Origin of the sequence: Bradyrhizobium sp. 134, from assembly GCF_023074155.1 — a bacterium.
In the GTDB taxonomy this organism is placed as follows: domain Bacteria; phylum Pseudomonadota; class Alphaproteobacteria; order Rhizobiales; family Xanthobacteraceae; genus Bradyrhizobium.
The window spans coordinates 683,581-703,075 of sequence record NZ_JADPKX010000086.1 but is presented as its reverse complement, the minus strand read 5'-3'; the positions used below and the strand labels follow the sequence as shown (position 1 = coordinate 703,075).

Here is a 19,495-nt window from a genome sequence, read left to right as displayed (position 1 = left end):
GCCGGGCGTCAAGGGGCGAAGGGCGGCCGAGACCGTCATGACCGATAATCCCCCGCCAGCGCGCCGAACAGGATGACGGCCGCCGTGGAGGCCGCCCCGCCCCGCGCAAGCTGCTCGGCAAGTTCCGAAATGGTGGTGCGGACCAGCCGCTCATCGGGACGGCCGAGCGATTCGGCAAACAACGCCGGCGTGGTTGGGGCAAGCCCGTGCTCGATCAATTTGACGACAAGCGCCGGAAACGTCCGCCGGCCCATATAGACCACGGTCGTCGCCTCCGGATCGGCCAGCGCCGCCCAATTGAGGTCTGGCGGCAGCTCGCCGGTGACGTCCGCCCCGGTCACGAACTGCGCGCGGCGCGAGGTGTGACGCCGGGTCAGCGGAATGCCGGCTTGCGCGGCGGCGACACAGGCCGACGTGACGCCGGGAATGATCTCGTAGCCGATGCCCGCTTCACGCAGCGTCTCGAGCTCCTCCTCGAGCCGGCCAAAGATGCCGGCATCGCCCGACTTCAATCGCACCACGCGCGCGCCTGTTGCGGCGTAGTCGACCAGCAGGCGGTTGACGTGGTGCTGCTTGGTCGAGGCGCGCCCTGCCCGCTTTCCCACCGCGACGAGATTGGCGCCGGGCCGGGCCAGATCGAGGATCGCCCCCGAAGCAAGATCGTCATAGAGCACGACATCAGCTTCGCGCAGCCGCGCGGCACCCTTGAGCGTGAGGAGCTCGGGATCGCCGGGCCCGGCGGAGACAAAGGACACAAAACCGCTCACCGGTCCTCCGCGATCAGGTGGAAGAACGTGCCGGTGGCTTGTCCCCGCCGCGAGCCGGTCTCGGCGATGACCGCGCCTGTCGCGTCGTGCACGACCGCCAGCGGCGTATCGGGCTGCGCGACGATCGTCGAATAGTGGAATTCGTGGCCACGCAGGCGTGCACCGGCCTGATGGCCCGGCATCGGCGCGGCGAGTTCGGCCAGACGATAGCCCAGATGCATGCGGCGTTTGGCAAAGCTCGTCTCCAGGCCAAGCAGGCCCGTCATCTCGTGGCGGATGCCGTCGGCGTCGGTCAAAGCGGTGCCCAGCACCATATAGCCTCCGCATTCGCCATGCACCGGGCGCGTTTCCGCGAAGGCCCGCAATCCGCTGCGGAAGCGCGCATTGGCCGCGATCTTGCCGGCCTGCAGCTCGGGATAGCCGCCCGGCAGCCAGCACACATCCGCGCTCGGATCAGGGCCCTCGTCCGCCAGTGGCGAGAATGTCGATATCTCCGCGCCCGCCGCGCGCCACGCTTCCAGCATATGCGGATAGACGAAGGAGAACGCGGCGTCACGGGCAAGCGCAATGCGCTGGCCGGGCGGCGTCACGTTCACGCCGCTTGCGGCAGGTTGCGGCGACCAGGTGGCAGCCGAACGCAGCACCGCGTCGAGATCGACATGCTCGGCGACTAAGCGTGCGGCCTCGTCGATGAGTTTGCCGATTTCCGCCTGCTCCTCAGCCTGCACCAGGCCGAGATGCCGCTTCGGCAGGCTGATCTCGGCATGGCGCGGCAGCGCGCCGAACACGGCGATGCCGGCGTCCAGCAGCGCACGCCGCACGAGGGCTTCATGGCGCGGGCTGGCAACGCGATTGAGCACGACGCCCGCAAGGCGCACACCGGGACGGTAGTCACGAAGGCCCGCCGCGATTGCCGCCGCAGTTTGTGCCTGTCCCGAGGGATCGATCACCAGCAGCACCGGCCAGTCCAGCATCTCCGCGATGTCGGCGGTCGCCCCGGTGCCGCAGACGCCACGCGCAGCCACTCCGTCGAACAGGCCCATCGAGCCTTCGGCCAGCACGACATCGGCGTCAATGCCGCGACTGACGAGATGCGAGATTGTCCCGCGACCCATCGCCCAGCTGTCGACGTTGACCGAGGCGCGTCCCGTAGCGGCGGCATGAAACGCGGGATCGATGTAATCGGGGCCGCTCTTGAAGCACTGCACCCGCAATCCGCTGTTGCGCCAGGCGCGCGCGAGCGCAAGCGTCAGCGTGGTCTTGCCGACGCCCGAGGCTGGCGCGGAGATGACGAGCCCTGCCGCCATCAGGACACCTCCGGAAAGCGCGGCTCGGCGCCCACGGGGCGATAGCGGCGGTCATAGTCAGCTGCATAGAGACGGCTCTCGGAAAAAACCGCCGAGCCCAGCGTCTTGCCGACCAGGATGAGCGCGGTGCGCTCCATCTCGCTGCCGACAGCCGCGTCGAGTGTTGCGAGCGTGGCGCGGACGATGCGCTGGTCGGGCCAGCTCGCGCGCCAGACGATCGCGACCGGACAATCCGCGCCGTAATGCGGCGTCAGTTCGGCGACGACCTTGTCGAGCAGATGGATCGACAGATGAATCGCGAGCACCGCGCCGGTGGCGGCGAAGGCGGCGAGCTTCTCGCCTTCGGGCATCGCACTGGCGCGTCCCGGCGTGCGCGTCAGCACCACCGTCTGGGCAAGGCCGGGCAGCGTCAGCTCGGCCTCCAGCGCAGCCGCGGCGGCCGAGAAAGAGGGAACGCCAGGCGTCACCGTGTAGGGAATGTCGAGCGTGCGCAGGCGGCGAAGCTGTTCGCCCATCGCTGACCAGATCGAGAGATCGCCCGAGTGCAGCCGCGCAACGTCCTTGCCGTCGGCATGTGCGGCGGCGATCTCCGCGACGATCTCATCGAGCGAGAGCGGCGCGGTGTTGACGATCCGCGCGCCGGGCGGGCAATGCGCCAGTACGCCTTCGGGGACAAGCGAGCCGGCATAGAGACAGACCGGACAGGCGGCGATGAGGTCGCGGCCGCGCAATGTCAGCAAATCAGGGGCGCCCGGCCCCGCGCCGATGAAATGCACCGTCATGCGCCGTCTCCTTCCGCGATCGCCGCGGTCGCGGTGCGATCCTGCGAGACCACCCGCGTCGCGATCAATCGCGCGCCAGGTCCAGCTGCCGCAAGCGCTGCCGCTTCGGCGACTGATCCCGTTCCGAACTTTTTCGCGATGAGGTTTGACTGCGTCGGCGTGTCGATGCCGGCCAACATTTCGGCGGCGACCGCCTTGATCGGCACGCCGCATTCGCGCGCGAGCTGCTTCAGAACCTCCGCGTCGGCCTTGTCGCTGACCGTCGCCACTGCTGCGAGGCCTTCGGGACCACCGGCCGCCAGAAGCGCCTCACGCAGCGAGGCCAGCGTGACATCCTTTTTGAATCCGAGCCCGGCGACCTTCATCGGACCGCGCTCCATTGCACCACGGGCCGCACCGCCTCCCAGGACCGGTAGCGGCCGAGGGAAGCGGCGTGCGCAATCTCCACGCGCATCAGTTCACCGCCGTGGCGCTGGTGCAGCTCACCCAGCAGCGCTTCCGTTTCCAACGTTACTGAATGCGCGACCAACCGCGTACCGGGCGAGAGCCGCGACCAGACCGCGTCGAACATCGCGATGTCGAGACCGCCGCCGATGAACACGGCGTCAGGTGCGTCCAGGTCAGCAAGGACTTCAGGCGCCTTTCCCGTGATGACTGTGATCCGATGTGCCAACCCGAACGCCGCTGCATTGCTGCGAATGTTGGCGGCGCGATCCTCGCGCGCCTCGACGGCGATCGCGGTGCCGCCGCACAGCGTCCACTCGACCGAGATCGAACCCGAGCCCGCGCCAATGTCCCACAGCCGTTCACCGGGACGCGGCGCCAACGCCGAGAGCGCGAGCGCACGGATCGGACGCTTGGTGATCTGGCCGTCATGGACGAAGAGTTCGTCCGATAGTCCCGAGCTGCGGGGAAGACCCTGCGCTCCTCTCGCCTCCACCGCCACCGTCACCAGGCTCCCGGCAAGATCGCCGGCAAAACTGTCGGCGCGATGCGCGTTGATAATTTCGCGCGGCCCGCCAAGCGCGGTGAGTGTCCAGAATGTCGAGGCACCCCATCCGCGCGCCGTCAGCCATTTCGCGAGATCGCCTGCCGCCTTCGCGTCGCGCACGAGGCAAATGATGCGTGCGCCTCGCGCCAGATGCGGCACCAGACGCTCGAATGGCGCGGCGTGGAGACCGAGACAGGCAATTGCTTCGAGGCGCCAGCCCAGTCGCGCGGCGGCGAACGAAAACGTTGACGGCGCGGAATGCGCAATCCACTCGCCGGCGCCCAGCCTTTCGGCGAGGCTCGCGCCGGCGCCGTACCAGAACGGATCGCCGGAGGCGAGCACCGCCGTCGGGCTGCCGCGGCAGCTCAGCACGACATCTGCATCGAACGGCACCGGCCATGGACGGCCGCGCCCGGTCACGCCGGCAAGCGCAAGATGCCGTTCACCGCCAAACACGGTTTCGGCAACATCGAGCGCCTTTCGGCTTGCCTCGGGCAGCCCGGCAAGGCCATCTTCGCCGATACCGATGATGGTCAGCCAGGGATCAGCCATGACGCGCGCCCTCATTCTGGGCGGAACGGCCGACGCGAGCCTGCTCGCGGCGGAGATCGCGCGCGCCGGCATTGACGCTGTGTATTCCTATGGCGGCCGCACCCGCGCGCCCGCCGGTCAGCCGTTGCCGACGCGTATCGGCGGTTTTGGCGGCGTCGGCGGTCTTGCCGATTACATTCGTCGGGAAGAGATCACGCACGTGATCGACTCGACCCATCCCTTTGCCGCCGAGATGAGCCGCAATGCGGTCGCGGCATGCGCGGAAACCGGGACGCCGCTGATCGCTCTGGAGCGGGCGCCCTGGACCAAAGCGCCCGGCGACAACTGGATCGAAATACCTGATGTCAACGCCGCGGTCGCCGCACTGCCCGAGGCGGCGGCAAATGTGTTCCTCGCGATCGGCCGCCAGCACATCGCACCGTTCGCGACCAGGCCGCAGCACGCCTACACGTTGAGATTCGTCGATCCGCCCGATGCGCCCCTGCCCTTTGCCGCGGACGTGATCGTGTCGCGTGGGCCATTCACGCTTGAGGGCGAGCTGGAGATGATGCGCAAACGCAGCATCACCCGGATCGTCGCCCGCAATTCGGGCGGCGACGGCGCGCGCGCCAAGATCGACGCTGCGCGGGTACTCGGCCTGCCGGTGATCATGATCGCACGACCGCAACTGCCGGAAAGATTGCGGGTCGAGGGCGTGGCCGAGATCATGCAATGGCTCGGTCATCGCACCTGCCTCGGCGCATAGACCCAGCGGCCGACGCGGCGTGTCTGCGAGTTGCCCACGATCACCAGCGTGCGCATGTCGGCCATTTCAGGTGTCGCTTCGTTCAGCCTGACGGTCTCGATCTTTTCATCGGCGGCGCTGATCGCGCGCGCGAAGATCACGAGCCGTTCGCCGCAGCCGGCCTCGTTCAGCACTGCGAGCGCACGGCCAAATCCCTCCGGCCGGCTCGCCGAGCGCGGATTATACATCGCAATGGCAAAGTCGGCTTCCGCGGCGAGCCGCAGGCGCTTCTCGATCACCGCCCACGGCTTGAGATTGTCCGACAGGTTGATTGCACAGAAATCGTGGCCGAGCGGCGCGCCGGCGCGCGCGGCAGCCGCCAGCATTGCAGTGACGCCAGGCAGCACACGGATCGGCAGCTCCTGCCATTGCGGCGCGTGTTCGAGCGCCTCGAACACGGCAGAAGCCATCGCGAAGACGCCGGGGTCGCCCGAGGACACGATGACGACTTGCCCGCCTTCGGCCGCGAGCCGCAGTGCCTCGCTTGCGCGCTGCAGCTCTTCGCGATTGTCGGAAGGATGCAAAGTGAGCCCTGCCCGCGCTGGCACGCGCGCGACATAGGGCGCGTAGCCCAGAATGTCGGTCGCGGCGGCAAGCGCGGCGGAGACCTCGGGCGTCACCAGCGCATCGCTGCCCGGCCCGAGGCCCGCGATGGTCAGCGTGCCCGTCATTCGGCGGCGTCCGGATGCCGGCCCTTGCCGTGCACGAGCACGATCGCGAAATAGGGGCAGTCGGCGGCATCGATCTCCGCGAGCCGCACCACGCGCTCGCCCGGCATGGTGCCGCGCTCGACCAGCCAGGCGTCATCCAGCCGTCCGGCGGCAGCGAGCGCGCGGCGGACCTTTGCCAGATTGCGCCCGGTCTTCATGATCACGAGCGCATCGGAATCGCGCATGCGGCGCTCGAGCTCGGCCTCGGCGAGCGTGCCCATGAGCACCGTCGTCACGTCATCACCGAGCGCGATCGGCTGTCCCACGCCATTCCAGCAGCCGACCATGCCGGGAATGCCGGCGATCACCTCGATCTCGACACGGCCTTGCAGGCGCGTGTGCAGATGCATGAAGGAGCCGTAGAAGTAAGGATCGCCCTCGCAGAGCACGACGACGTCGACCGCACGCGCCAGCCGGGCCAGACGTTCCGCCCATTCGTCGTGGAAGCCGGCAAGCAGCTGGACATATTCAGGCGTGTCGAAGGCGATTTCCGTGGTGACCGGATATTCCATCGGATATTCGGTGACGTCGGCCGCCAACATGCCCTCGACGATGCGGCGCGCCTGGCCGGGCCGGCCCTTCTTGCGGAAATAGGCGACATGCTTTGCGCCGCGCACCGTGCGATCGGCGCGCACGCTCATCAAATCGGGATCACCGGGGCCGAGACCGCAGCAGATGATGCGTCCCATCTATTCGCTCCGGCTCGCCAGCGCGTTCACGGCGGCGACCGTGATCGCGGAGCCGCCGAGGCGGCCCTCGACCGTCAGCGCGGCGACGCTCGGATCGGCCATCAGCGCAGCCTTGGATTCGGCTGCGCCGACAAAGCCGACGGGACAGCCGATGATCGCCGCGGGCCGCGGGCAGCTCCGGTCCTCCAGCATGTTGAGGAGATGAAACAACGCAGTCGGCGCGTTGCCGATCGCCACGATCGCGCCGTCGAGATGCGGCCGCCACAGCTCCAGGGCCGCAGCCGAACGGGTGTTGCGCATGGACTGCGCGAGCGCAGGAACGGTCTCGTCGCCCAGCGTGCAGATGACGGCGTTGGCGGCGGGAAGCCGCGCGCGCGTAATTCCTTCGGAGACCATGCGCGCGTCGCACAGGATCGGTGCGCCCTTCTGCAACGCCGCGCGGGCGGCGACCGCCATGCCTGATGTGAAGCGGATATGCGCTTCGAGGCCGACCATGCCGGCGGCATGGATCATCCGCACCACCACCTGCTCCTCGTCCGGCGTGAAGTGCGCAAGATCAGCTTCAGCCCGGATGGTCGCAAAGGACTGCCGGTAGATCGCTGCGCCGTCGGTCTCGTAAATGTGCGGCATCAGTGCCCTCCCATCAAGATGGAGGGATCTCTGACGATGTCGTCGCGGTTCAGCCCGCGCAGGATGGGCTCATCGCGTGTCGACCCGGCGCGCACGAGATCGAAGCCTGCGCCGGTCGCGACCAGAGTGATGGCGGCCGGACCGGAATGGGCGCAGCCCTTGGCACAGCCGGAGACGTGGAGCCGTGCGGCCGCGCCGATGTTCGGCGCCAGGGCCGCGGCAAGGCCGCGGGTATCGGCATGCGCCTCGCGACAGCGTGGCGCACCGCTGCAAGCGATGACGCGCAGCGCAGGGTCGTAGGCCTCGGTGATGAGACCGGTCGCGCTCGGCATCGCGCGCTTGCCCTCGCTCAAAACCATCCGCCATGGCGTCATGCGCAGCGCATGTCCGCAACCGGCGAACTGGTTGAGCGTCGCATGCGCCATCTGCCCGAAGGCGACGCCGACCATCGCACCTTGCGCATAGAGGCCGGGACGCGCCGCGGCCATGATCGGCGCCGGCTCGGCCTCGCCGCGCAATGCCTCCGGCAGGATTGCGCCAGCGGCAAGATGCGCCGCCATCCGCCCTCGCCCGCCTCTGACGCCGCCTGAGATCACGAACCAGTCGGCGAATGCGAGCGCGGTGGTCACGGCCTCGCCACGCACGACGGAGCGGCCGAGTTTGTCGCCATCAGCCCGGACCAGCAGTGCGCCGGAATGATCGCGCTCGATCCGCACGTCCGCGGAATCGCCCGCAAGCACGCGTGAGGTGCCGTCGTCGATGGCGAAGCCGAACTTGCTTGGAAGTTCGAGCGAGCTATCGGCGAGCGCCTCCTCGAGCTCGGCGGCGAGCGATTGGGTCGCGTCGCCGGCACGCCAGAACGGCGTCACAAGGATATTGCGACGGGATTCGGTCTCAGCATCCGGGTCGAGCAGCGCCAGTTGCGCAAGTCCGTCGAGTAGCAGCCTGTGGCTGGTCTCGTTGACGCCCCTGATCTGGAGATTGGCCCGGCTGGTCACGTCGACCAGGCCGTTGCCATGGCGTTCGGCGAGATGAGCCAGTCCGGAGATTTGTGTCTCTTCCAGCCGTCCGCCGAACGGACGCACGCGGACCACGAGCCCGTCGCCCGATTGCATGGGGCGCAGCGCGCCGGGACACCAGCCCTTGACCACGGAAGCGCTCATGACGCCTCCCGCAGCGCAGCCGCAATCGAATTGCGGCGCGTTCGCCAGAGCGAGGCCTCATGCAGGCGCGTGAAACACGTCTCCATCGCCGCCAGCGCCGCCGGATTTTCGCGGGCCATGAAGGCCCGGACGTCGTCGGTGCCGAGCGTCGCATCGTAGTAGAGGTCGAACAGATGCGGTGGCACGGCGCCGGCCAGATGCGCGAAGGCGGCCATATGCTCGAGCGTTGCGGTGATCTCGGCCGCCCCGCGAAAACCGTGGCGCATCATGCCGGCGATCCAGGCCGGATTGGCCGCGCGCGCGCGGACGACACGGGAGATTTCCTCGGTCAGCGTACGCGCATGCGGCTGCTCGGGGCGCGTCGCATCGAGATGATAGAGCGATGGCCCTGCCGCACCGAGATGTGCCGCGGCGGCCGCAATGCCGGCCTCATGCGCGGCATAGTCGGCCGCTAGCAGAAGATCGGTTTCCGGCAAATCCTGCACGTGCACGAAAGCATCGGCGGATGCGAGCCGCTTCTCGATACCGGCACGATCGAGCCTGATCTCGCCATCGGCCGAAAACGCCCATGACGATGCCGAGAGCCAGGCTTCGCCGGCGGCTTCGCGCGTCTCGGGCGTGAAGGCGTCCGGGATTGCCGAGAGGCCGACGCCGTATTGTCCGGGACGCGGCGCGAACACGCGCGATGTGCGATGGCGATATGGATTTTCGTCGCCCTCGTCCTCGCGGGCCGACAGCGCCTCGGCTGCCGCCTCGAACAATTGCGCAAGACCTGAGAAGACGTCGCGAAACAGGCCCGAGACCCGCAGCGTGACGTCGATGCGGGGCCGGCCAAGCTCGGCAGGCGCGATGATGTCGTAGCCGGTGACGCGGCCGGAAGCGTGATCCCAGCGCGGTGCGAGGCCGGCCAGATGCAGCGCCATGGCAAACTCCTCGCCCGCGGTGCGCATCGTCGCCGAGCCCCAGAGGTCGACGACAAGTCCCTTTGGCCAGTCGCCATGATCCTGCAGATGACGACGTAGCAATTCTTCGGCGAGCTTGATGCCTTGCGCATGCGCCGACGGCGTCGGTACCGCGCGCGGATCGATGGCGAAAAGGTTGCGTCCCGTGGGCAGCACGTCCTGCCGGCCGCGATAGGGTGAGCCTGACGGCCCCGGCGCGACGCGCTGTCCTGCAAGCGCGGCCCGCAAAGCGTCGCGCTCCGCGTCGCCGCAGGCGCCACGGCCGAACACGTGGAGGCCGTCACCGAACTGGCTTTCCTTGAGATCGCAGACGAAGCGGTCGATCCGCGGGATCGCTTCGGCCGGTGCGGCGGCTGCATCGAGGCCGAGATCGTCTTCGAGGCCTGCCGCGCGCGCCTCGTCGCGGATCGCGGCGATCAGACGCTGGCGGCGGGCGGGATCGAGGCCATCGGCGGTCGAGTACTCGTCGAGGAGCTGTTCAAGCCTGCGCAATCCGTCCGGCACCGCTGATGCTGCGAGCTGCGGCGGCAGATGGCCGATCGTGACGGCACCCAGGCGCCGCTTGGCCTGCGCGGCCTCGCCGGGATCGTTGACGATGAAGGGATAGATGACGGGCAGATCGCCAATCAGGGCTTCCGGCCAGCACGCCTGCGACAGCGCCACCGATTTTCCGGGCAGCCATTCCAGCGTGCCGTGCGCGCCCATATGCACGACGGCATCACAGCGCTGCCCTCGGAGCCAGAGATAGAACGCGACATAGGCGTGGCGCGGCGTGCGCGCGAGATCGTGATAGTCGGCATCGCGCGTGGTCGCATCGCCACGCTCCGGCTGAACCGCGATGATCGACCGGCCGCACTGAATCGCGGCGAAATGAAACGCGCCGTCGCGACAACCCGGATCGTTCTCCGGCGCGCCCCAGGCTTGCGCGAGATCATCCTGCAACACTTGCGGAAGGCGCGACAGCGCAGCACGGTAATCGGCGACGCTCCCGCTCAAGGTCTGCTTGAGCAGCGTCTCGCCCAGTCCATGGACCGGCGCAACATCGAAGCCGGCCTCCGAGAGGTCGGACACCAATGCGTCGACCGACGCCAGCGCATCGAGACCCACCGCATGCGCGATCTGATGCGGGCGGCCCGGATAATTGGAGAGCACGAGCGCCATCCGCTTCTCAGCGACGGGCTTCTCCGCAAGGCGCTGCCAGGCCGCAACGCGCGCGGCCACGGCCTTCACGCGCTCCTCGTCCGGCCTGTGTGCCAGATGCGAAAATTGCAAATCGGGATCGCGCATCGCTGCCGATTTGAAGCTCACCACGCCCGCAAACAGGCGGCCGTCGACCTCGGGCAGCACCACATGCATCGCGAGGTCGCCGGGCGAGAGGCCGCGGAGCGAACTCGCCCAGTCCTCGCGGCGTGCCGTGGAGAGCGCGACCTGGAACACCGGGCAGGATGCGGCATCGAACGGCGTCGTGCCGTCGTCGCCCATCGCCGAGAACGCCGTCGCATTGACGATCGCGGCAGGAGGATTTTGCGCGAGATATTCCCCTAGCCAATCCGCAACGCCTGGAGCCTTCAGCGAGGTGACGAACACACCATGCGCGTCGAACCCCTTCTCGCGCAATGCGGCGATCAGGGCATCGACCGGGCCAGTGTCGGCAGCGGTGAGATAGGAGCGATAGAAGGCCACGAGCGCGCGCGGCCTGCCCTCACCCGACGCCGGCGCGGCAATGACGCCGCGCGCCGGATCGTAAAAGCCCATCTCGGGCACGGTCGTCTCGCCGATCACGGGGCCGGCATAGAGGCCCGAAGCCAGCGCAAGCTGCGCGATCGCGGCTTGCGATGCGACGGGGCCGCCGGTGTCGCAGAGCACCTTGAGCCGCCGCAGCGTCGAGACCGGCAGGGTCGAATACGCGTCCAGACGCGTGTCGTCGCGGCCGTCGGCCGGCAGCACCGCCAGCACGATGCCGCGCTCCTTCGCCAGTTGCTGCAGGGCCGCGAGCCCATACGACCAGTAGGATTCCCCGCCGATCAGGCGCACGAGGATGCCGCGCGCCTGCGCAAGCGTGCGCTCGATATAGGTGTCGACCGAGAGCGGATGACGGAGTTCTGCGAGATTGACGAGCCGTAGCGACGGCAGGCTGTCGCGGCCACGGCGCCAGCCGGCCGCGAATGTGGCAAGATCGGAATCCGAATACGAGAGCACCACGAGATCGGCCGGGTCCTGGCCGATGTCCCTTGGTATCGCGGTCTCCTCGAGACCGCGGCTCTCGCGGAAGACGACGTGCATCAGATACCGAGTCCCGCCTTGATCGCGGCTTCATCAATGTTTCCGTGCTCGCCGATCACGACCAGCTTTGACCGCCTCGCACCCGCGCCCCAGGGCTTGTCGAACTGGTGCCGCACGCGCTCGCCGACCGCTTGCAGCAAGAGACGCATCGGCTTGCCCTCTACCGCGATGTAACCCTTGACGCGCAGCACATTCTGCTCGCGCGCCAGACGCTGAACGGATGCAACCAGCGCGTCGATGTCGGTGACTTCAGGAAGATCGATCACGACGGACGCAAAATCGTCGTGCTCGTGATCCTCTTCGCCGTCGTGATGCGAGGGACGCGCGGCGAGATCGTTCTCGGCGGCAGCGCCGAGACCGAGGATGAGGCGCGCGTCGATCGCGCCGTCGGTAATCGCCAGCATCGGCACGCGGCGCGACATCTCGGCGGTGATCGCCGCTTTGGCTGCTTCGAGCCCTGCCGCACCCGCAAGATCGGCCTTGGTCAGCAGCACGATGTCGGCGCAGGCGATCTGGTCCTCGAACACTTCCGACAGCGGCGTCTCATGGTCGAGATTGCCGTCCGCCGCGCGCTGCGCCTCGACCGCAATGGGGTCGGGCGCGAAACGGCCCGCAGCAACAGCTTCGGCGTCGGCAAGCGCGATCACACCATCGACCGTAATGCGCGAACGGATCTCCGGCCAGTCGAATGCCTTGAGCAGCGGCTTCGGCAGTGCCAGGCCCGAAGTCTCGATCAGGATGTGGTCGGGCCTGACCGGCCTCGACAGCAGCTTCTCCATGGTCGGAATGAAATCGTCCGCGACGGTGCAGCAGATGCAGCCATTGGCGAGCTCGATGATGTTCTCTTCCGGGCAATTCGCATCGGCGCAGGATTTCAGAATCTCGCCATCGACGCCCTCGCTGCCGAACTCGTTGACGAGCACCGCGAGCTTCTTGCCGTTAGCGTTGGCAAGCAGATGCTGGATCAGCGTGGTCTTGCCGGAGCCGAGAAAGCCCGTGACGACCGTGACGGGGACTTTTGCGAGCGAATTCATTCGGCGGCCTCCGGCACGACGGCCAAGGGGAGAATGGGGGGAATGCGGGCAAGCGATTGCTTGCGGAAGATCTCCGGGCGGCTGCGCCAGGGCACGAGGCCATCGGGTGCGGCCGCATAGGCCGCGGCGCCCGCGACCACGTCGCTCGCATGCGCATCCGAGAGGCGACCATAGACATAGGACCAGCGGCCGGGTGCGCTGAGCGCGACCGAGCAACCCTGGTTGCATGCAGACAGGCATTCGACCGGAACCACGCTGACGCCATCGGGCACGCCGGCCTCGAGGATCGCACCATGCAGGCGCTTGCCGGGCGTCGTCTCGCCCTCGCCAAGCGTCTGGCCGGCGCGGCAGGTGATGCAGACATGAAGTGTGACGGTCATCGCTTCTTCCAGAATAAACAGCGGGAAGCGAAGAGGCCCACGAACCGTTCTTGCGAAGGCCCGTTTCCCCGTCGCGGAACACCCCGTCCGCCGGTCCAAAATCGTCCGCGCTGGCAGGTCTCCCGGCTTCCGGAGCAGGGTTTCCCCTTCGATCCCCGCCTTCCCGATCCCCAGGGGATCAGTGGCTTCGGGCATCTCTCCGGTCACGGTCGCGGGGGCGGCTGCATTTTGGAACCAAATCTTGCCGATTCGGACCCTATCGCATTCCCTCTTCGCCTGTCGTAGGACAGGAACCAACGCCGGGTCACCATTTGCCCCCGACCGCCTCTTGTCAAGCCGAAGGACCCCGTCCGATGACGTCAGAACCGGATACCCAGACGGGCGACCAAACCGACGCCCGTCACGCCTCGAAAATGGCGAAGAAGAAGGTCGCCCGCGACAAGATCATGGCGACCAAGAGCGGCGAAAAGGGCCTCATCATCGTCCACACCGGCGCAGGCAAGGGCAAGTCCTCCTCGGCCTTCGGAATGATCGTCCGCTGTGTCGCCCACGGCTTCCCCTGCGCGGTCGTGCAGTTCATCAAGGGCGCCTGGGATACCGGCGAGCGCCGCATGCTCACGGGCCATTTCGGCGACCTCTGCCAATTCCACGCCATGGGCGAAGGCTTTACCTGGGAGACGCAGGACCGCGCCCGCGACATCGCCGCCGCCCGCGCCGGCTGGGAGAAGGCCAAGGAACTGATCCTCGACCATAATCTCCGCATGGTCGTGCTCGACGAGATCAACATCGCGCTGCGCTACGACTATCTCGACATCGCGGAGGTCGTCGAATTCCTCACGACGCAGAAGCCGCCGATGACGCATGTCGTGCTCACCGGACGCAACGCCAAGGACGAGCTGATCGAGATCGCCGATCTCGTCACCGAGATGACGCTGGTCAAACATCCCTTCCGCTCCGGCATCAAGGCGCAAGCCGGCGTCGAGTTCTAAGAACTCGCGATGGCGCGCGCATTGATGATCCAGGGGGCCGGCTCGGACGTGGGCAAGTCGCTCATCGTCGCCGGCCTCGCGCGCGCCTTTGTGCGACGCGGCCTGCGCGTGCTCCCGTTCAAGCCACAGAACATGTCGAACAATGCGGCTGTCACGGTCGACGGCGGCGAGATCGGCCGCGCCCAGGCGCTCCAGGCGCTCGCCGCCGGCGTCGAGCCGCACACCGACATGAACCCGGTGCTGCTCAAGCCCGAGACGGATGTCGGCGCGCAGGTGATCGTGCAGGGAAAACGCATCGCGACCGCGCGTGCGCGTGAATATGCGGCGATGAAACCGTCATTGATGGGCGCTGTGCTGGAGAGCTTCGAGCGGCTGAAGGCGCGCGCCGATCTCGTGCTGGTGGAAGGCGCCGGCAGTCCGGCCGAGGTGAACCTGCGCAACGCCGACATCGCCAATATGGGTTTTGCGCGCAAGGCCGATGTGCCGGTCGTGCTGGTCGGCGACATCGACCGCGGTGGTGTCATCGCGCAACTCGTCGGCATCAAGGCGGTGATCGACCCGGATGATGCCGCGATGATCCAGGGATTTGTCATCAACAAGTTCCGCGGCGATCCCACGCTGTTCGACGACGGCTATAAGCTGATCGAAAAAAAGACCGCATGGCGCGGCTTTGGCGTGCTGCCCTGGTTCGCGCGCGCCGGCGAGCTGCCGGCCGAGGATGCGCTGGGCCTGAGCGATGCGCGCAAGCCGGGCCAATGCAAGATCGCCTGTCTCGCGCTGTCGCGGATTGCCAATTTCGACGATCTCGATCCGCTCAAGCTCGAGCCTGGCGTCGATCTCGTGATGGTGCGGCCGGGCGAGGCCATTCCCGGCGACGTCAGGCTCGTCATCATCCCCGGCTCGAAATCCACCCGCGGCGATCTCGCCTTTCTGCGCGCGCAACGCTGGGACATCGATCTTCTGGCGCATCACCGCAGAGGCGGCCATGTGCTCGGCCTCTGTGGCGGCTATCAGATGCTCGGACACAGCGTCACTGATCCCGATGGGATCGAAGGCCCCGCCGGCGACACACCGGGTCTCGGGCTTCTGGATGTCGAAACGGTGATGAGCCCAGAGAAGACGCTGACGCGTGTCGCGGCCGTGCATGCCGCGACAGATCAGCCGATTAATGCTTATGAAATCCACATCGGCCGCACTGATGGGCCGGATCGCGCACGGCCATTCGCAAGGCTGAATGGCGAACCGGAAGGCGCGATCTCGCGCGAGGGACATGTGCAAGGCAGCTACCTGCACGGCCTGTTCACGTCGGATGATTTCCGTAAAGCCTTCTTGGCGAAGCTCGACATTCCCGCAGGCGACGAGCCCTATCACGCCAGGGTCGAGAGCGCGCTCGATGCGCTCGCCGATCATATCGAAGCCCATCTCGACGTCGACGGCCTGCTCGCGCTAGCGCGCTAGCGTCTCGGCCAAGTGCGACCATTCGGATTCGCCGCCTGGAAGCCCGAGGCGCAGCCATGTCGGCTCCCGTGCGAACACGCGCGACCAGATATGGCGACGCGCCAGCTTCTCCTGCGCGGCAAGCGCGTCAGGCGTCGCGTAGAGACGAAACAGCTGCGTCCCGCCAATGACCGTCCAGCCTTGCGCCTGCACCATGCCATCGAGGCGAGCGCAGTCACGCGCGAGCCGCACGGACGTGGCCTCGGCCCAGGCATCGTCATGCAGAGCGCGGCAACCGATCGCGATTGCCGCTCCCGAGACCGGCCAAGGTCCCGACATCGCCGCAAGCTTGGCGATGTCGGACGCATTGCCGAGCGCGAAGCCGAGCCGCAGGCCGGCAAGGCCATAAAACTTTCCGAAGGAGCGCAGGATCAGCAGCCCCGACCGGTCCTCGGATGCAAGCGATAGCTGCGGGGCCACATCGGCAAAACTCTCGTCGACGACAAGACGGCCGGCGCGTGGCAGCAGCGCCAGCAAATCCTTTGGCGTATGACATCGGCCGTCGGGATTGTTGGGATTGACGACAATGGCGAGGTCGGCGCCGACCAGCGCGTCGAGCTCCCCGACCTCCTGGACCTCCCAGCCCGCGGCCGAGAGGACCCCGGCATATTCATTGTAGGTCGGCGCGAGGATGCGCGCGCGGCCGGGTGGTGCGAGTTGCGGCAGCAATTGAATTGCGGCCTGTGCGCCGCCAAGCGCGACAACCGCCGCGCTCGTGCGGTAAGCGTGCCGCGCCGCCCGATGCAGAGCCTCGATCTCGGCGCGCGACGGCAACGCGCTCCACGCGCGCGAACTCACCTCGCCAACGGGATAAGGCAGACGGTTGATCCCGGTCGACAGATCGATCCAGTCCTCCGCGCGACCGCCGAAGCGCTGCTGGGCCTCATCGAGATTTCCACCGTGCTCGCGCATGTGCTCTTCTTTCACGCGAAGGCCAGGATCGCAAGGAGGCCGGCGAGCAGCAGCATGGCGCGGCGGTAAACCGTCAATCCCCGATCGATGTCGGCGGCAAGCGGATCGCGCGCACCTTCATTCAACCAGGGCTCGTTCGTGGTGCTGCCGTGATAGACCCGCGGACCGCTGAGCCGCACGCCGAGCGCACCCGCCATGGCTGCTTCCGGCCAGCCGGCATTGGGCGAACGATGACGGCGTGCGTCCCGCGTCATGCACGACAGCGCCTCGGATCGCCGTGGCGCCAGCAGCACGAACAGAAATCCGGTCAGCCGCGCCGGAATGAAATTGGCGACATCGTCGATGCGCGCCGCGGCCCAGCCGAAGGCTTCGTGCCGTTCGGAGCGATGGCCGATCATGGAGTCCAGCGTGTTGATCGCCTTGTAGCCCAAAATGCCGGGCAGACCGAACAGCGCGCCCCAGAACACCGGTGCGACGATGCCGTCGGACGCATTCTCGGCGAGGCTCTCGATCGCCGCGCGCGCGATGCCGGCCTCGTCGAGCGTCAGGGGATCGCGGCCAACGATGCGCGAGACCGCGTCGCGCGCGGCGGCGATGTCACCGGCCCGCATGGGATTCGCGACGGCAGCAACGTGGTCGTGCAGCGAACGCAAGGCGGCCAGCGGCCAGGCCAGGACGCCGACCAGCACGATCTGGATCCAGCCCAGGGGAAGCAGAGACTGAAGTGCCCAGCCGACCGCGACGGAGAGCGCGATCACCACGAGCGCTGCGGCGAGACCAGCGGCGCGGCGAAATGCCGGCCGATCGGACGGTCGATTCCAGGCGGTGTCGACCGCAGAGATCAGCCGGCCCAGCCAGGTGACGGGATGGCCGATGCGCGCGAACAACAACGACGGCCAGCCCAACAGGGCATCCACCGCCATCGCAACCGCCATCGCACCCGCAAAACCCACACGCGTCTCCTGTCCCGCCCCTGTTGCGCAAAGCGAAGGCCGAACGCAAGCCCCCGACTGCCTGATTTCGGCTTTGTCTTTGGCCGCGTTTGGTGATTAGTCAGGCCCACAGGAGACCGTTATGGCCGTCATCTTGATCACGGGCGGAGCGCGATCGGGCAAGAGCGCCCATGCGGAGAAACGCGCACGCAGCTTTCCGGGCCGCCCCGTCTACATCGCGACGGCCGAGGCGCTCGATGCGGAAATGGAAGCACGCATCGAAAAGCATCGCAGACGACGCTCAACCGATTGGATCGAGCGGGAGGTACCGCTCGATCTTCTGCAGGCGCTGATCGAAACCGATGGCGGCGGCGCTAGGCTGGTGGACTGCCTGACCCTGTGGCTCTCCAACATGATGCATGCGCAGCGCAACTGGGATCACGAAGTCATGAAGCTCGCCGTCTTCCTGCGCGCCCAGAAGAGCCCCGTCGTCTTCGTCACCAACGAAGTCGGCCTCGGCATCGTCCCCGACAATGCGCTGGCGCGGAGCTTCCGAGACGCCGCCGGGTTCATGAACCAGGCCATCGCGGCCGTTGCCGACGAGGCCGAGTTCGTCGTCGCCGGCCTGCCGATGAAGCTGAAATGAAGGCGCGCGACCAACTCCTGCGAGACGTCATCGGCGATCTCAGGATCGCCGCATCGTTCGTGACGATCCTTCCCGTCGCCTCGTCGAAGCCAGCCGGCGACGGGGCCATCGCGCGCGCGGCATGGGCGCTTCCCGTTGCAGGACTGGCGGTCGGGCTTACCGGCGCTTTGGTTTATGCGATCGCCAGCCGGTTCGGTCTGACATCGAGCCTCGCCGCCCTGCTCGCGCTGGCCGCGACCGCCCTCGTCACCGGCGCGCTGCACGAGGACGGCCTTGCGGATACTGCCGACGGGCTCGGCGGCGGCCGCACGCGCCAACGCAAGCTCGAGATCATGCGCGACAGCCGGATCGGCACCTATGGCGTCTGCGCGCTGATCCTGTCGTTCGGCCTGCGCTGGAGCGCGCTCGCGGCGATCGCCAATCCGTGGGCCGTCGCGCTCGCGCTGTGCGCTGCGCATACAGCGGCCCGCGCGGGCTTGCCGGCGTTCATGTCGCAGGTCGCGCCTGCACGACCTGACGGCCTGTCGGCGAGCGCCGGATCACCGCCGGGCCGCAGCGTTGCGATCGCATTCGCTGTTGGAACCCTCGCGCTCGTGCTCGCGCTTGGGCCGGGCAAGGCGCTGGTGAGCCTGATCCTGCTCTCTCTCGCCGGCCTGATGCTGGCGCGACTTGCCATCCGCCAGATCGGCGGGCAGACCGGCGACATCCTCGGCGCGTTCGAGCAGGCCGGCGAGATCCTGATCCTGCTGGTTGCCGCAGCTTTCCAGATCGGAGGGTGATGCGATGGTCGAATTCGACGACACCTTCCGCCAGCACTTGCGCGAGCTGTTCGTGTGGCGCCGCGACGTTCGCCGCTTTCGCGCCGATCCGTTGCCTGACGGCGCCGTCGATCGCCTGATCGAGACGGCCTGTCTCTCGCCTTCGGTCGGCCTCAGCCAGCCCTGGCGCTTCGTCATCGTTGACGACGCCGCACGGCGTCGCGCCGTGATCGACGACTTCAAAGCGTGCAACGCCGACGCGTTGAATGCCTATGCCGGTGAGCGCGCCGCGCGCTATGCGACGCTGAAACTGTCGGGTCTCGAACAGGCCCCCGGCCACCTCGCCGTGTTCGCGGACAAGGCCAGCGACATCGGTCACGGCCTCGGCCGCGCGACAATGCCGGAGACGACGGAATATTCCGTGGTCGCGGCGATCACCGCGATGTGGCTCGCCGCGCGCGCCGAGGGCATCGGGCTTGGCTGGGTATCGATCCTCCATCCAGATCGCATCCACGCTAGTCTCGACGTCCCGGACACCTGGAAGTTCATCGCCTATCTCTGCATCGGCTATCCGGAGGTCGAATGCGACCGGCCCGAGCTGGAACAGGCGAAGTGGGAGCAGCGGCGCGGCGCGGAAGAATTTACGTTGCGGCGTTAATCAGACCGCCTCGCAGTCCATCGCCTGTCGTTGCGAGCGCAGCGAAGCAATCCAGAATCTTGCCGCCGA

General features: G+C 67.5%; 20 protein-coding genes and 1 riboswitch. Of the genes, 6 read left to right on the top strand and 14 right to left on the bottom strand.

Annotation, left to right across the window (positions count from 1 at the left end; translation table 11 throughout):
• Positions 1–35 precede the first annotated feature (35 nt).
• From cobA to cbiT, 5 genes are read right to left on the bottom strand one after another with little or no spacing between them, the layout of a single operon-like run.
• Positions 36–767, bottom strand: coding sequence for a uroporphyrinogen-III C-methyltransferase (cobA, locus tag IVA75_RS38075; protein WP_247289012.1), 732 nt, complete (start codon positions 765–767; stop codon positions 36–38).
• Positions 764–2,074, bottom strand: a complete 1,311-nt coding sequence (locus tag IVA75_RS38070) for a cobyrinate a,c-diamide synthase (RefSeq protein WP_247289011.1) — start codon at positions 2,072–2,074, stop codon at positions 764–766. The genes cobA and IVA75_RS38070 overlap by 4 nt, the downstream gene beginning before the upstream one ends.
• Positions 2,074–2,856, bottom strand: a complete 783-nt coding sequence (gene cobM, locus IVA75_RS38065) for a precorrin-4 C(11)-methyltransferase (protein ID WP_247289009.1) — start codon at positions 2,854–2,856, stop codon at positions 2,074–2,076. The genes IVA75_RS38070 and cobM overlap by 1 nt, the downstream gene beginning before the upstream one ends.
• Positions 2,853–3,221 carry a cobalamin biosynthesis protein gene (locus IVA75_RS38060; RefSeq protein WP_247289008.1) on the bottom strand — a complete coding sequence of 123 codons (369 nt, stop codon included), beginning with the start codon at positions 3,219–3,221 and terminating at the stop codon, positions 2,853–2,855. Before IVA75_RS38060 ends, cobM begins: the two co-directional genes overlap by 4 nt.
• Positions 3,218–4,399, bottom strand: coding sequence for a precorrin-6Y C5,15-methyltransferase (decarboxylating) subunit CbiT (cbiT, locus tag IVA75_RS38055; RefSeq protein WP_247289007.1), 1,182 nt, complete (start codon positions 4,397–4,399; stop codon positions 3,218–3,220). Before cbiT ends, IVA75_RS38060 begins: the two co-directional genes overlap by 4 nt.
• Between cbiT and IVA75_RS38050 the strand changes: the two genes are divergently transcribed.
• A complete protein-coding gene (locus tag IVA75_RS38050; RefSeq protein ID WP_247289006.1) occupies positions 4,398–5,144 on the top strand; it encodes a cobalt-precorrin-6A reductase in 747 nt (248 codons plus the stop codon). The genes cbiT and IVA75_RS38050 overlap by 2 nt on opposite strands.
• Here the strand turns inward: IVA75_RS38050 and cobJ are convergent.
• The 7 genes from cobJ to IVA75_RS38015 are packed head-to-tail and all read right to left on the bottom strand — an operon-like array spanning position 5,120 to position 13,034.
• Positions 5,120–5,854, bottom strand: a complete 735-nt coding sequence (cobJ, locus tag IVA75_RS38045) for a precorrin-3B C(17)-methyltransferase (RefSeq protein WP_247289005.1) — start codon at positions 5,852–5,854, stop codon at positions 5,120–5,122. The two genes, IVA75_RS38050 and cobJ, sit on opposite strands and share 25 nt — an antisense overlap.
• Positions 5,851–6,582, bottom strand: coding sequence for a precorrin-2 C(20)-methyltransferase (locus IVA75_RS38040; RefSeq protein ID WP_247289004.1), 732 nt, complete (start codon positions 6,580–6,582; stop codon positions 5,851–5,853). The genes cobJ and IVA75_RS38040 overlap by 4 nt, the downstream gene beginning before the upstream one ends.
• Positions 6,583–7,212: a precorrin-8X methylmutase gene (locus IVA75_RS38035; RefSeq protein WP_247289003.1), complete on the bottom strand. Its 630-nt coding sequence runs from the start codon at positions 7,210–7,212 to the stop codon at positions 6,583–6,585.
• Positions 7,212–8,375 carry a precorrin-3B synthase gene (gene cobG / locus IVA75_RS38030; protein ID WP_247289002.1) on the bottom strand — a complete coding sequence of 388 codons (1,164 nt, stop codon included), beginning with the start codon at positions 8,373–8,375 and terminating at the stop codon, positions 7,212–7,214. Before cobG ends, IVA75_RS38035 begins: the two co-directional genes overlap by 1 nt.
• On the bottom strand, positions 8,372–11,620 hold the full coding sequence (cobN, locus tag IVA75_RS38025; protein WP_247289000.1) for a cobaltochelatase subunit CobN: 3,249 nt from the start codon (positions 11,618–11,620) through the stop codon (positions 8,372–8,374). Before cobN ends, cobG begins: the two co-directional genes overlap by 4 nt.
• Positions 11,620–12,654: a cobalamin biosynthesis protein CobW gene (gene cobW, locus IVA75_RS38020; protein ID WP_247288998.1), complete on the bottom strand. Its 1,035-nt coding sequence runs from the start codon at positions 12,652–12,654 to the stop codon at positions 11,620–11,622. Before cobW ends, cobN begins: the two co-directional genes overlap by 1 nt.
• Complete coding sequence (locus IVA75_RS38015) at positions 12,651–13,034, bottom strand: DUF1636 domain-containing protein (RefSeq protein WP_247288996.1); 384 nt, start codon at positions 13,032–13,034, stop codon at positions 12,651–12,653. Before IVA75_RS38015 ends, cobW begins: the two co-directional genes overlap by 4 nt.
• Before the next feature lie 94 nt (positions 13,035–13,128).
• Positions 13,129–13,347: riboswitch (cobalamin riboswitch) on the bottom strand.
• A 40-nt stretch (positions 13,348–13,387) separates the two neighbouring features.
• Here IVA75_RS38015 and cobO point away from each other — a divergent pair.
• Both cobO and IVA75_RS38005 read left to right on the top strand, forming a co-directional pair.
• Positions 13,388–14,023: a cob(I)yrinic acid a,c-diamide adenosyltransferase gene (cobO, locus tag IVA75_RS38010; protein ID WP_247288992.1), complete on the top strand. Its 636-nt coding sequence runs from the start codon at positions 13,388–13,390 to the stop codon at positions 14,021–14,023.
• 9 nt (positions 14,024–14,032) lie between these two features.
• Positions 14,033–15,481, top strand: coding sequence for a cobyric acid synthase (locus IVA75_RS38005; protein WP_247288990.1), 1,449 nt, complete (start codon positions 14,033–14,035; stop codon positions 15,479–15,481).
• On the opposite strand, the gene cobD is transcribed toward IVA75_RS38005, so the two are convergent.
• Positions 15,470–16,432 carry a threonine-phosphate decarboxylase CobD gene (gene cobD, locus IVA75_RS38000; RefSeq protein WP_247288988.1) on the bottom strand — a complete coding sequence of 321 codons (963 nt, stop codon included), beginning with the start codon at positions 16,430–16,432 and terminating at the stop codon, positions 15,470–15,472. The two genes, IVA75_RS38005 and cobD, sit on opposite strands and share 12 nt — an antisense overlap.
• A gap of 11 nt (positions 16,433–16,443) precedes the next feature.
• Positions 16,444–17,385: an adenosylcobinamide-phosphate synthase CbiB gene (gene cbiB, locus IVA75_RS37995; protein WP_247288986.1), complete on the bottom strand. Its 942-nt coding sequence runs from the start codon at positions 17,383–17,385 to the stop codon at positions 16,444–16,446.
• Between the two features lie 121 nt (positions 17,386–17,506).
• On the opposite strand from cbiB, the gene cobU reads away from it, so the two are divergent.
• The 3 genes from cobU to bluB are packed head-to-tail and all read left to right on the top strand — an operon-like array spanning position 17,507 to position 19,426.
• On the top strand, positions 17,507–18,010 hold the full coding sequence (gene cobU, locus IVA75_RS37990; protein WP_247288984.1) for a bifunctional adenosylcobinamide kinase/adenosylcobinamide-phosphate guanylyltransferase: 504 nt from the start codon (positions 17,507–17,509) through the stop codon (positions 18,008–18,010).
• Positions 18,007–18,789, top strand: a complete 783-nt coding sequence (gene cobS, locus IVA75_RS37985) for an adenosylcobinamide-GDP ribazoletransferase (protein ID WP_247288982.1) — start codon at positions 18,007–18,009, stop codon at positions 18,787–18,789. The genes cobU and cobS overlap by 4 nt, the downstream gene beginning before the upstream one ends.
• A gap of 4 nt (positions 18,790–18,793) precedes the next feature.
• A complete protein-coding gene (bluB, locus tag IVA75_RS37980) occupies positions 18,794–19,426 on the top strand; it encodes a 5,6-dimethylbenzimidazole synthase (protein WP_247288979.1) in 633 nt (210 codons plus the stop codon).
• The last annotated feature ends 69 nt before the right edge of the window (positions 19,427–19,495 follow it).